Genomic DNA, 12,503 nt, shown 5'->3' with positions numbered 1-12,503 from the left:
CCCGGCCTTTCACCGTTAATGGGCGTTAATCTGACGTGATGGATGGACCTCGCGATGAACACAACAAACTATACAACTGAAGTGGCAATTCTGGGTGCCGGTCCGGTCGGCTTAACCATCGCCAACTATTTAAGCAAACAAGGTATTCAGGTGATGGTGGTGGAACAGCTGGATCGCCTGATTGATTACCCACGCGCCATCGGGATTGATGATGAATCGTTGCGGACCATTCAATCTTTAGGTCTGGTCGATCAGGTCTTGCCGCATACCACGCCCAATCATGCCATGCGCTTTCTTACCCCAAAAGGCCGCTGCTTCGCCGATATTCAACCGCTGACCCGCGAATTTGGTTTCTCGCGCCGTAATGCCTTTATCCAGCCGCAGGTCGATCAGGTGCTGTTAAACGGCTTGACCCAATATGAACAGACCCAAGTGCTTTTTTCCCGGGAACTGACCGAGTTTCGTCAAGATGCAAGTGGCGTGACGCTCAAACTGCATACCCGTGAGGGTCAGCAGGAAGTGATTCAGGCACAATATCTGATTGCCTGCGATGGCGGCAATTCTCTGGTACGCCGTCGTCTGAATATTGCCTTTGATGGTAAAACAGCTCCGAACCAGTGGATTGTGATTGATATTGATAATGACCCACTGGCCACGCCGCATATTTATCTGTGCTGTGACCCGGTGCGTCCTTATGTGTCCGCCGCCCTGCCACATGGCATCCGCCGTTTCGAGTTTATGGTGATGCCGGGCGAAACCCAGGAAGAACTGAGCAAACCGGAAAATATCGCCAAGTTACTGTCTAAAGTACTGCCAACCACCGATGGCATCGAGGTCATTCGCCAGCGCGTCTATACCCACAATGCGCGTATTGCCGAAAAATTCCGTGTTGACCGGATTTTACTGGCCGGCGATGCAGCACATATTATGCCGGTGTGGCAGGGTCAGGGCTATAACAGCGGCATGCGTGATGCCTTTAACCTGGCCTGGAAAATGGCGCTGGTGATTCAGGGCAAAGCCGCTGCCGAGCTGCTCGATTCATACCAGATTGAACGTAAAGACCATGCCAAAGCCATGATTGATTTATCGGTGATGGCCGGGCATGTGCTGGCGCCGCCAAAACAATGGCACGGTATTGTCCGTGATGGCATTTCTTATGTGCTGAATTACATCAAGCCCATTAAACAGTATTTACTGGAAATGCGCTTTAAGCCGATGCCGAAATATCAGGATGGCGCCCTGTTACCACAAACCGATAAATACTCGCCGGTCGGTAAAATGTTTATTCAGCCGCAAGTACAACTGGCCTCAGGTGAAACGGTGCTGCTGGATGACGTACTGGGCAATGACTTTGCGATTATCGCTTGGGGCGTTGATCCAAAATGGGGACTGTCTGACAGCAGCATGCAGCAATGGCAGAAACTGGGGGTGAAATTTATTCAGGTGATTCCTGCGGTGCAGCTCAAACATCCACAGCCGAAACACTCTGCAGATGTCATCACCATTGGTGATCTGGGCACAGAAATTCGCAGCTGGTTTGGCAAAACCACAGGCTCGGTGGTAATTTTACGCCCTGACCGTTTCGTTGCGGCGCTGGCAATTCCGCAAACCCTGGAAAGTACCAGTCAGCAACTGTTCCAGAAACTGCATGCCCAATAAGATGAACCCTTCAAAAAACCACGCTCAGGCGTGGTTTTTTGCTATTAGCGCTCATGTTCATGCCGCTGTTTCAATGCTGATCCAGCTGCTGAAACCAGATCACCTGACTTAAGGATGGCCGCTGCGCCATCCATTGCAGATACGGCCGGAATTCTTCCAGATAAGGAATGGCCTTCAGAGCAATGGCATAGGCCAGCCAGTACGCCAGATACAAATCTGCGGCACTCATACGCTCACCGAGCAAATAGGGGTTGGCCTGCTGCAGTCCCTGTTTTAAAAACGCCATCAGATCTTCCGGCAATCCCATCCCTAAACCGCGTTTATGCTGTTCGAGCTGGGCCTGACTGATCTGGAAATTGCTCAAGTCAATCCATTCGGTTAATGGGCCATGACAGAAAAATAGCCATTTGAAATAGGCGCCGCGCTGCGGATCATCCAGGGCCGGGGCCAAACCTTCTTCAAAGAAATGATCAGCCAGATAGGCAAAAATTGCCGGGGTTTCACTAATAAAAACCGGACCATCGACCAGTAGCGGCACTTTACCCAAAGGATTCATGGCCCGATACTCTGGCTGTTGCAGATCTTCCCAACTGACCTGAATAATCTCGATCTGATCCTGAATCTGCAACTCCTGTAATAGCAGCATCAGGGTCTGACCACGTGATTGAGGATGCGTACACAGTTGCATGTGGAGTTCCTCGACAGCATCAATGCTTATATTTTAAGCTTGCTGTCCGGCGAGAAACGCTGTTGATTTGTGTCCATCTTTAACGGCTTCACCAGTTTTAAAAAACCGGCTGCGCCGATATGCAGTTAGGCGTAACACACGCTTTAGCCAAAATCCATATAAAACTGCGCTTTTAACACTTTTAAAATCAGCTCAATCGCTTCGCTGCGATGTTGTTTGCGATAGCTGGCATAGAGGCCAATCATCGGCAGTGGTTCCAATGTGTTTTTCACCACAATTTTATCGCCAAGTAGCGGAATCACATAAGCGGGCACCAGACTCCAGCCGACGCCCATCCCGACCAGATTAACGTTCATTAGGATATTGGTGGAATGCTGCACCACATGAATCTCCAGCCTGGACTGCTTTAAAAAGTCCTGAATAATTTTGTACAGCTGCGGTGAGGCGTGCTCATCACTAATCACAAAATCCTGCTGCTGAAAACTTTTGATGCTGATATGTTTTAAGCTGGCCGCCGGAGAATCCTTCGGCACAATCAGGGTCAGCGGTTCATCAAAAATCCGGATTGACTCAAACGCTCCCGATTCATCTGGATAGCGGGTAAAAGCAATATCAATTTCCGCCCGACTTAAGGCCTTAAACTGCTCGGCATCCGGCAGGCTATGAAAATGGATTTTTAAATCGGGAAACTGGGCGCGAATATTCGGCATGATATAAGGAAACACTTTCATTTCAGCCACCGGCACAAAGCCGATATTCAACTGTGCTTTTTGCGCCTGTGCCACTTGCCGCGCTTCCTGAATGGCTTTGTCGGCATAGTCCAGACACAAACGCGCCTGCTTTAAAAAGGCCTCTCCTTCTGGAGTCAGTTCCACTTTACGGTTGGAACGCAGCAATAACTGTACCCCAACCTCCTGTTCCAGATCTTTAATTTGCTGGCTTAAAGATGGCTGCACGGTATACATTCTGGCTGCGGCCCGGGTAAAGTTCAGCTCTTCTGCCACCGCAACAAAATAACGTAAATGTCTTAATTCCATGTTGAAGTCTCTTAGGGAGCCTGACGCAAGGTTGGTGTGACCATGGCTTTGTAAAGCAGCAAGGTCAACAGCACCAGCACGGCGCAGAGTAAATAGGTCAGCTGGAAGCCCATCCAGGCAATCAGGATGCCCATCAGCACGGAACCGAGTGCCAGCCCCAGATCAAACAGGGTAAAGAACGTTGAAATCGCATGACCCATGCGCTGTTTATTGACCGTTTGAATGGCCACGGTTTGCAGACACGGAAACAAGGTGCCGTAGCCAATACCAATAAACACCGCCGACAGCCATAAAATCCACGGATTAGATAAAAAGCTGACAATCACCAGTCCCATGGCAAAACACACAAAGGACGGATACATCACCGCACTTGGACCTTTACGATCATAACGCTTGCCGACCCACGGCCGCACCACAATCATGGACACAGCAAAGACCACAAAGAACAGACTGGTATAGGCCAGTAACTGCTTGGCTTCACTATAGGCAGTAATAAAACTGATCACGCTGGAATAGGCCAAGGCAGTCAGCATGGCCACCAGCCCTACCGGAATGACCCGGGTTTCGACAATATCATGCAGGCTCAGCCGGGGTTTCGTGGCAGATGGATCAGACAGATTAGCTGGTTTGACCCGATCATCCTGCAGTTTCAGGCTAAGGCAGAACAGAAAACCCATCGCCATAATCACCGCCAGCACGGCAAACAACACCCGAAAACTGGTGAACTGGATGGTGGTTAAGGCAATTAAAGGCCCAAAAACCACGCCCAAATTGGTCGACATCACAAAATAACCAATGCCCTCGCCTTTACGCGCTTCTGGAATAAAGTCACTGGCCACCGGCACCGCCACCGTGGTTAAAATACTGAACCAGATGCCATGTAAAAAACGCACCAGCAGCAGGCTCCACATGCTGTCAATCCAGATATAGCAAAAGGCAAACAGCACAAAGCACAGCTCAGAACCACGAAAAGACAGTTTCTTGCCCAGCTTTTCCACGATTAAACCGGAAAACGGCCGGATGGCAATCGAGGACACCAGAAACAGGGTCAGAGCCAAACCGGCTTCTTTGACCGTGCCGCCCAGATCATTCATGATATAAATTGGTAATACGGCTAGCAGGGCAAAATAATAAACAAACAGAAACAGGTTATTGAAAAGACACAGAATAAATGCACGATTCCATAATGCAGCAGAACTTTGAGCAGACATAGGCTTAGCGCTCCTGCGCATCAATAAGCGGCTGAAGCCGGACTGGTGCCAGCACCATCTCAATCAGCTGCTGAATATAGTCGGCATCGGGCATCCGGTTAAAGAAAATAATCTGGTAATGAATCGGTGCATATAGCGTGTCGAGCATCAGTTCAAACGGATACTGCGCCACAATTTCACCACGCTGAATCGCCAGCTGAATCAGCTTGCGCATCTGTTCACGCCGTGGCAGCAAATATTCACGAAAAAATGCTGCGGCAGTTTCACGCTGCTCGGCCATCACCACCAGTACCGCCCGCCCAACCTGATGGTTCAGCGCCTGACTCAGCTTAAACAATTGCTGGGTCAGGTTAAACTGCAAAGACTGGCTAAAGTCGAGTTCAAAAATCGAGGCGGTTTGCAGCTTAAAGGCATCGAACACCAGTTCGGATTTATGTTTCCACCAGCGGTAGATGGTCGATTTCCCCACACCGGCCCGCGTGGCAATATCCTCAATGGTCAGATGGCTATAGTCATACTCTGCCAGTGCCTCGACCACAGCATTTAAAATACATTGCTGCCGCCGTGATGATTTTTCAGTTTCCATACCTAGCCCAAAACGAAACGATACGTATCGTTTTATAATAAGCCAGTTGGTGCCGGCTGGCGAGTGATTCTTTTGTCGTCTGGTATGAAAAAATTTGGCAATAAAAAAAGACCTGAAATTTCAGGTCTTTCTTCAACACAGTGAAAGTCAGACTTAAATCGACTTCTTGTAAATACTGCAAGATGGATGAGTACCTTCCTGTAAACGTGCCACTTTACGCTGTTCTGCCGCTTCAAAACGGCAGCGTTTCCAGTCATTGTCCAGATTTAAGGCCGGCACCTGTTTGGGTTTGCCCTGCTCATCAACTGCCACCATAGTGAAATAGCAGCTATTGGTATGACGCACGGTGCGTTTTTGAATGTTCTGCGCTTCGACGCGAATGCCAATTTCCATGGAAGTACGGCCTACATGGTTCACACTGGCCAGGAAAGTCACCAACTCGCCGACATGAATTGGTTCCTTAAAGTTCACTTTATCTACCGAAAGTGTCACCACATAGCTGCCTGAATAACGGCTGGCACAGGCATAAGCCACCTGATCCAGTAATTTTAGAATTGTTCCCCCATGAACATTACCGGAAAAGTTTGCCATATCTGGCGTCATTAACACCGACATGGTTAATTCAGATTGATCTTCTAAGATGGGTTTAAGCTGATCTAATGGGGACATCTTGTTTTCGGCTCTTATAAAAGACAGGATATGTGAATATTATTATATCGTTTTTAACACAAATTAAATGTTCAATTCGGCAATAAAGTCATCATTATTATTTATGGTGATTGGGGTATTATTTAGAAAAATATATAGTGTTTTGCGCTATTACTTGAATTTTCAATTATTTATCCACATCCCGACACCACTTGAACAGGATTTCAGCAGGCGCGTCAGGAGGTGGATTTTTTCCATTCGGGCAGATGAGTTCAGCCCAAAATTGGACTTTTTACTGCCTGAGCTTTTAAGCCGGGTTGATATGACGCAACATTTCCGGCGACACGTGACCATAATTTAAAACATTTTGTACATCGAGCTGGGCTTCAATTTCATAGGAACCATCGGCATTAATTTTTTTAATGGTAAAAATAATTTGTTCCATGTTGGCCAGTTGTACAGATTGTCCAATGTGTAATTGCTTCATGCTCATGCCCTGCTCAGTTTTAGCTTCTAAGATAAATCGTTATATTCTGATGCGGCCAGTATAAGAGCTTTATTAACAACAGGTAAACTTAAATAGCTGAATTAAAATACACTTATATATAAACTTTAAATATTAATCACAACCTTTTGAGCATGAATCGAAATACCTTTATTGAATAACATCAGGCAATTAACGCCAAAAGCAAATTGCGATATGAGCATTCTTGCCATTTTTATTCGACTTAAGTTATAGAAAAAACCGGCAGCATTCTAGCGCCCCGAATGTATCTCAACAGTATTTTGTTGCAGGTTATAGGTTTGAATCCGGTGACCATCGGCATAGCCTTTATGCTGATAGACCTGCGAAATCTGCCCCAGCTTGCCATAGGCGGCGACCACACCGGCCTGCATGGTGGCTTCACGACCCTGCACATCAAAAATATGTGCTTTTTCGCGTAAATCTGGCTGAATCACAATATCGGCATGTTTCAGCTCTTCCTGAGCCAGATGCTTCTGCATGATATTAATATTCTGGTTAAACAGCCCCCAGACATGGGTGGTTTCGGTATACATCGGCTGGGCCAGAATATCGACCGCAATCACAATGTCCGCACCCAGTTCGCGGGCCACATTTACCGGCACCGGGCTGACCAGTCCACCATCGACATATTCGGCATCGGCAATTCGGGTCGGAATAAACATGCTTGGAATGGACACCGAAGCCCGTACCGCCTGTCCGGTATTGCCGGCATTAAACACCACTTTCTTGCCCTGTTTTAATTCGGTGGCCACCACATACATCGGAATTGGCAGCTGCTCTAACGGCAACTGGTTGACCTGCGTATTGACATAGTTCTCGACTTTTTTGCCATCGAAGAAGCCTTTCATATCCAGCTTGATGTCACGGACATCATTGGCCTTCATGTTCAGGGCAATCTGACGCAGCTCATGCGCGCTTTTGCCGCTGGCATAAATCGACCCGACAATACTGCCGGCACTGGTCCCGACGATAAAATCCGGACGGATGCCATTTTGCTCCAGCACTTCAATTACGCCAATATGGGCATAACCGCGCGCGCCGCCGCTGCCCAGCACCAAGGCAATGACCGGGTCCTGTCCGGTATATTGCGGCAACGTTTTAAAGTTCATGCGTGCGTTCTGCTGGCTGGCCTCTGCCATTGCCGGGGTTGCCATTAATTGGGAGGACACCCGCTGATGCTGTTCTGGCAGATGCTGACAGGCGCCTAAGGTCAGCATGACTGCCCCCATCACACTGATAAAGCCAAGATTTTTATTCAACATGAATTCCTCGATCTGAACTCGACAGGCCTGCTGTAGTCTAAGGAGATTTTCTGCAGTGCATTGTTTAAATTCGTTAAACTGTCATCTGCTCAGTTTAAACTTAAGTCGGGTTTTTTAAAATTCTAGCCAATGTCTTCCTTATCTTATTCACAGATTTTTCTGATTTTCTTTAAGCTGGGATGCTTATCTTTTGGGGGCCCAACCGCGCATCTGGTGTTTTTTCACCAGACTTTTGTACAGCGTTTGCACTGGCTCAAAGATGAAGACTATGCCCAGGTCGTCGCTTTAGCGCAACTGTTACCCGGCCCGACCAGCAGTCAGGTCGGACTGGCCATTGGCTATTTAAAACGTGGCTATTTAGGCTCGGTGGTGGCCTGGCTGGGCTTTACCTTGCCCTCGGCCTTACTGATGACGCTACTGGCCTTTATCGGTCAGCAGTTATTTCCATGGATCAGTTCGGCTTATTTTCATGCCATTCAACTGATTGTACTGGCGGTGGTGTTCTGGGCCTTCTGGCAAATGCTGCAAAGCTTTTGCAAAAGCTGGTGGCAATACCTGCTGATGCTTGTGTCTGCGCTCATGATCTGGTTCCTGCCACTGTCATATAACCAGATTCTGGTGATTGTGCTGGCTGGTCTGGCCGGCATGTGGATTGCCAAAGCACAACCTCAAAGCGGCAGTCATACCACGCCGAGTTTTCAGCTGGAACAGCGCAGTTTCGGCTCGACTACACTCTGGCTAATCTTGTTTATCTGTCCATTTCTGCTGCTCGGTGCGCTGAACTGGATCAATCCGAATCTGCTGGCTGAAGGCTTTTTAGGCTTTTATCAGTCTGCTGCACTGGTCTTTGGTGGTGGGCATATTATTTTACCGCTGCTGCATCAGGACTTTGTCAGTACCGGCATGATCTCAGCCCAGCAGTTTGATTTAGGCTATGCCTTTGCCCAGCTCATGCCGGGTCCTTTATTCAGCTTTGCCAGCTATGTCGGCTATTTTCTGGATTTAACTGCCTATCCTGTGCTGAACGCGATCATTGCCACCATCGCCATTTTCCTGCCCTCGTTCTTTCTGATTTTTGCTACCCTGCCGCATTGGTCCTGGCTGATGCATCAGGACAAAATCAAACATGCGGTGATTGGTATTAATGCCGCGGTGGTGGGTTTATTGCTCGCGCTCATTGTTGATATGGGACAGGATTATTTAACATCAGTGCTGGATCTGGCGTTTGTGATGTTTGTGATTGTTTTACTGAAAAGCAAACTGCCAGTGTGGGTCAGCCTGATAGGCAGCTTTGGCGTGTATATGGGTTTGCTGTCTTTGCTAAGCTAAAGCATCTAAAAGAATATTCTCTTGATAAAACAACAGCCTCATGATGAGGCTGTTGCTGTTTGTATTACCAAATATCGGAATTAACCCGGTCTTTAAATTTAGGATGATTGTCCAGTTTAAATTCCGGTTCTTTCACGCCACGCTTCAGCTGAGCTTTGAAGTCTTTTAGCAGCATCAACACAAATGGCGTCAGCAGTAAAATGGCAAACAGGTTGATGGTAGCCATCACGCCCATAAACAGATCGGCCATCGACCAGATCAGTGGTACGGTGGCAATCGCGCCGAAATACACCATAAACAGCACCAGCAGACGGAAAATCAGCATGATCTTGCGGTTGTTGTTAATGAACTGCACGTTACCTTCGGCATAGGCGTAGTTCCCAATAATCGACGAATAAGCAAACATAAACAGGATAATGGCCAGGAAGTCATCGCCCCAATGGCCAATCTGGCTTTCCAGCGCCATCTGGGTCAGGGTCACCCCTTCAAAACCGGCATTCTGATATAAACCGGAAGACAAAATGATGATTGCGGTACATGAACAGACAATAAAGGTGTCCACGAATACACCCAGCATCTGTACCAGTCCCTGATTCACCGGATGTTTCACATCCGACACAGCAGCCGCGTTTGGTACAGAACCCATCCCCGCTTCATTGGAGAACAGACCACGCTTGATGCCCATCATCATCGCCATCGACACCATTGCCCCAAAGAAACCACCGGCAGCGGCATCAAACTCAAAGGCTTTGCTGAAAATCAGGCGGAAAATATCCGGAATAATCGGCAGATTAATCACGGCGATATACAATGCCACCACCAGATACAGCAGCGCCATAATCGGGACAAATTTCTCCGCCACTTTGGCAATGCGTTTAATCCCGCCAAAAATAATCATAGCGGTCATGACAACCAGAACCAGGCCCAACCAGGACAGTTCAAAACTGAACGCACCCATTGGAACAGTCAGATTGGCCTGATTCCAGCCCCAAGCATGTGATGTGGCACTGATAATCGAGTTGGCTTGCACCGCGTTAAACACGAAACCGTAAGTTAAAATCAGGGCAACCGCAAATACTACACCCAGCCATTTCTGTTTCAGGCCTTGGGTAATGTAATAGGCCGGACCACCACGGAACTGTTGGTTGCTGGTATCACGCACCTTAAATAGCTGCGCCAGTGAAGATTCGACAAAGGCCGAACTCATGCCTAAAAATGCGGTAAACCACATCCAGAACACCGCACCCGGACCACCAATCGCAATCGCAATCGCAACACCGGCAACGTTACCAACCCCGACCCGACTGGCCAAACCTGTCACAAGGGCCTGAAATGGAGTAATCCCATAACTGTCTTCGCCTTTTTTACGGCTCGACTTCATGGCTTTAATACTGTGCCAGAACAGACGAATTTGTACAGCGCCGGTGATCAGGGTATAAAATACCCCGACAAAGACCAGAAAGATCACCAGAAAATCCCACAGCGGGGTATTTAGAAGCGTCACCCAGGACATTAGGGTTTCATTTAATTGTTCATTCATTTTTTCGCACCCTTTGCTGATTGAGTCATCCTAAAAAGAAAAGCCTTTTAACAAGGCTTTTCCACTCAAATTACTTAAACAAAAAACTTAAGAATGACTTGAATGACAGTCGCATTAATCAAGTCGACAAAGAAAGCACCACACAGCGGTACAATCAGGAAGGCTTTATGAGAAGCACCGTACATATTGGTAATGGCCTGCATGTTGGCAACCGCAGTAGGTGTTGCACCCATACCAAAACCACAGTGACCCGCAGCCAGTACAGCAGCATCGTAGTTTTTACCCATAACACGGAAGGTAATGAAGGCCGCATACAAGGCCATGGTGATGGTTTGCGCGCCTAGAATGACCATTAACGGGCCAGCCAGATCTGCCAGTTGCCATAATTTCAATGACAGCAATGCCATCGCCAAATATAAAGACAATGAAGCGTTACCAAATACGTCAATCGCACGGTCAAAAATAGTGACTTTGAAAATGCCTTCTAATACGTTACGCAGAATTACCCCGCCAGCCAAAGCCCAGACGAAAGTTGGCAATTCAAACAGCGTGCCTTTGGCATAACCGGTCATAAACTCGGCAAAGGCCAGACAGGCTGCAAATAAACCTAAAGTGGTAATGGCATTGTCTGCGGTAATTAAACGCACCTGATGCGGATATTCAAATGGCACAAACTCACCCGGTACCGGTTCAACTGGCGTATTGTCACGCTGTTCAATTTGTGCATCGGTACGTGGTGTAGCCAACTGATAACGGTTGATCAGCAGTTTGGCCAATGGCCCACCAATAATACCGCCAATAATCAGACCGAAGGTCGCACTGGCCATCCCTAGGGCCAAAGCACCCTGAATACCATGTTCAACCTCAAGGATTTCACCCCATGCACCCGCAGTCCCGTGACCACCGGTTAAGGTAATGGAACCGGCAATCATACCAATTAGCGGATCAATGCCCAATACTGTCGCCAGACTAATCCCGACAAAGTTTTGTACAATGATGAATAGTGAAATTGCGATCAGAAAGATCACCAGACCAATACCACCTTCACGCAGTTTGGCAAAGTTGGCACTTAAACCGATGGAGGCAAAGAAAATCAGCATAAAACTGGTTTGTAGCGCACTACTGGTGGTAATGCTGTAGCCCCAGAAATTGTGCACAATTAAAGACACTACCGCAGCGACCAAACCGCCCGCGACAGGTTCCGGGATGTTGTAACGTCTTAGAAAATCAATATTGTTAACTAAAAAACGTCCTAAAAGGAGAACGATTACAGCCGCAATTAAGGTGTAAAACGCATTAAAAGTAAATTCCATGGCAATATCCATTTAATATGGTCAATGCTTATTGTTTTCCGGTTCTGATTATTTAAACCTGATGATATAAGCACCTTTTATGATAAGGCTGCTCTGTTTAATTTAAATAAACGGGAAAACTCTGCAATATGAATAATGTAAATCAGAAAAAGTTCTGAGTTGGCGAAGAAGCATCTGAGCTGGAGCGCAAGACTCAGCTTCGCTCCTCAAATTCATATCAACCGGCACTGCCTGAAAAAGAAGGAGTGAAAAATAAAATACAGACACTTCAGTGGCAGGGTAATGTCAGGCTGAAATCTCTGAATAGGCTTACTATAGAAAGATAATCTCATATAGGCTCCTAAACATAGAAAATGCATTGCTTCATGTAGCCAACAAATACATCTTAATTCATAGAAAAAGCTGAACAATACAGCTTAAAAAATCGCACATTATGCATCTTTTTCTCTAAAAATCTTTATTTTTTTAACGCTATTCGCTATTAGTCTAACTTATTGCTTTTAACTATAAATTTAAGCAACTGAATTTAAAATTGTTTTTTTAAAATTGGTAAATAAAAAAAAAGAGGTGGCAAGCCACCATTGCTGTCCCACAATTTTTCACAAGAGGAAGCTCATTTGAGCTTCCTCTTGTTTTATGGGTATTTTATCGGGTGAAAATAAAGCTTTTAAAGTTCTTCTTTCAAACAAATTCACTTGAATTAT

The 12,503-nt window shown here is 46.9% G+C and carries 11 protein-coding genes; 2 read left to right on the top strand and 9 right to left on the bottom strand.

Features of this window, described 5'->3' with window-relative positions:
• Nucleotides 1-54: 54 nt before the first annotated feature.
• On the top strand, nucleotides 55-1,659 hold the full coding sequence (locus FTT68_RS11810) for a bifunctional 3-(3-hydroxy-phenyl)propionate/3-hydroxycinnamic acid hydroxylase (protein ID WP_168381871.1): 1,605 nt from the start codon (nucleotides 55-57) through the stop codon (nucleotides 1,657-1,659).
• 70 nt (nucleotides 1,660-1,729) lie between these two features.
• Here FTT68_RS11810 and FTT68_RS11805 read toward each other — a convergent pair whose 3' ends face one another.
• The 7 genes from FTT68_RS11805 to FTT68_RS11775 all read right to left on the bottom strand — a co-directional run bounded on the left by FTT68_RS11805 (nucleotide 1,730) and on the right by FTT68_RS11775 (nucleotide 7,617).
• Nucleotides 1,730-2,347: a glutathione S-transferase family protein gene (locus FTT68_RS11805; protein ID WP_180175379.1), complete on the bottom strand. Its 618-nt coding sequence runs from the start codon at nucleotides 2,345-2,347 to the stop codon at nucleotides 1,730-1,732.
• 143 nt (nucleotides 2,348-2,490) lie between these two features.
• Nucleotides 2,491-3,384 (bottom strand): LysR substrate-binding domain-containing protein, encoded by an 894-nt coding sequence (locus FTT68_RS11800; RefSeq protein WP_075174579.1) that lies wholly within the window; start codon nucleotides 3,382-3,384, stop codon nucleotides 2,491-2,493.
• Nucleotides 3,385-3,395: 11 nt separating this feature from the next.
• Nucleotides 3,396-4,595 (bottom strand): MFS transporter, encoded by a 1,200-nt coding sequence (locus FTT68_RS11795; RefSeq protein WP_168370091.1) that lies wholly within the window; start codon nucleotides 4,593-4,595, stop codon nucleotides 3,396-3,398.
• A gap of 4 nt (nucleotides 4,596-4,599) precedes the next feature.
• Nucleotides 4,600-5,181 carry a TetR/AcrR family transcriptional regulator gene (locus FTT68_RS11790; protein WP_160241108.1) on the bottom strand — a complete coding sequence of 194 codons (582 nt, stop codon included), beginning with the start codon at nucleotides 5,179-5,181 and terminating at the stop codon, nucleotides 4,600-4,602.
• A 153-nt stretch (nucleotides 5,182-5,334) separates the two neighbouring features.
• A complete protein-coding gene (locus FTT68_RS11785) occupies nucleotides 5,335-5,850 on the bottom strand; it encodes an acyl-CoA thioesterase (RefSeq protein WP_005179490.1) in 516 nt (171 codons plus the stop codon).
• 286 nt (nucleotides 5,851-6,136) lie between these two features.
• A complete protein-coding gene (locus tag FTT68_RS11780; protein ID WP_225876368.1) occupies nucleotides 6,137-6,316 on the bottom strand; it encodes a hypothetical protein in 180 nt (59 codons plus the stop codon).
• 269 nt (nucleotides 6,317-6,585) lie between these two features.
• A complete protein-coding gene (locus tag FTT68_RS11775; protein ID WP_180046748.1) occupies nucleotides 6,586-7,617 on the bottom strand; it encodes a patatin-like phospholipase family protein in 1,032 nt (343 codons plus the stop codon).
• A gap of 129 nt (nucleotides 7,618-7,746) precedes the next feature.
• Between FTT68_RS11775 and chrA the strand changes: the two genes are divergently transcribed.
• Nucleotides 7,747-8,946: a chromate efflux transporter gene (gene chrA, locus FTT68_RS11770; RefSeq protein WP_180175378.1), complete on the top strand. Its 1,200-nt coding sequence runs from the start codon at nucleotides 7,747-7,749 to the stop codon at nucleotides 8,944-8,946.
• A 64-nt stretch (nucleotides 8,947-9,010) separates the two neighbouring features.
• On the opposite strand, the gene FTT68_RS11765 is transcribed toward chrA, so the two are convergent.
• Both FTT68_RS11765 and gltS read right to left on the bottom strand, forming a co-directional pair.
• Nucleotides 9,011-10,486, bottom strand: coding sequence for a sodium:alanine symporter family protein (locus FTT68_RS11765; RefSeq protein WP_180175377.1), 1,476 nt, complete (start codon nucleotides 10,484-10,486; stop codon nucleotides 9,011-9,013).
• 74 nt (nucleotides 10,487-10,560) lie between these two features.
• Complete coding sequence (gene gltS, locus FTT68_RS11760) at nucleotides 10,561-11,799, bottom strand: sodium/glutamate symporter (protein ID WP_005179501.1); 1,239 nt, start codon at nucleotides 11,797-11,799, stop codon at nucleotides 10,561-10,563.
• Nucleotides 11,800-12,503 lie beyond the last annotated feature (704 nt).

The organism is Acinetobacter sp. Q85-2, assembly GCF_013420555.1.
GTDB lineage: Bacteria > Pseudomonadota > Gammaproteobacteria > Pseudomonadales > Moraxellaceae > Acinetobacter > Acinetobacter indicus.
This window is presented reverse-complemented; position numbering and strand designations above follow the sequence as displayed.

Excerpts from the sequence above, each read along its gene's own strand:
- FTT68_RS11810 (WP_168381871.1), top strand. The coding sequence starts at position 55 with ATGAACACAACAAACTATACAACTGAAGTGGCAATTCTGGGTGCCGGT.
- FTT68_RS11805 (WP_180175379.1), bottom strand. The coding sequence starts at position 2,347 with ATGCAACTGTGTACGCATCCTCAATCACGTGGTCAGACCCTGATGCTG.
- FTT68_RS11800 (WP_075174579.1), bottom strand. The coding sequence starts at position 3,384 with ATGGAATTAAGACATTTACGTTATTTTGTTGCGGTGGCAGAAGAGCTG.
- FTT68_RS11795 (WP_168370091.1), bottom strand. The coding sequence starts at position 4,595 with ATGTCTGCTCAAAGTTCTGCTGCATTATGGAATCGTGCATTTATTCTG.
- FTT68_RS11790 (WP_160241108.1), bottom strand. The coding sequence starts at position 5,181 with ATGGAAACTGAAAAATCATCACGGCGGCAGCAATGTATTTTAAATGCT.
- FTT68_RS11785 (WP_005179490.1), bottom strand. The coding sequence starts at position 5,850 with ATGTCCCCATTAGATCAGCTTAAACCCATCTTAGAAGATCAATCTGAA.
- FTT68_RS11780 (WP_225876368.1), bottom strand. The coding sequence starts at position 6,316 with ATGAAGCAATTACACATTGGACAATCTGTACAACTGGCCAACATGGAA.
- FTT68_RS11775 (WP_180046748.1), bottom strand. The coding sequence starts at position 7,617 with ATGTTGAATAAAAATCTTGGCTTTATCAGTGTGATGGGGGCAGTCATG.
- chrA (WP_180175378.1), top strand. The coding sequence starts at position 7,747 with ATGTCTTCCTTATCTTATTCACAGATTTTTCTGATTTTCTTTAAGCTG.
- FTT68_RS11765 (WP_180175377.1), bottom strand. The coding sequence starts at position 10,486 with ATGAATGAACAATTAAATGAAACCCTAATGTCCTGGGTGACGCTTCTA.
- gltS (WP_005179501.1), bottom strand. The coding sequence starts at position 11,799 with ATGGAATTTACTTTTAATGCGTTTTACACCTTAATTGCGGCTGTAATC.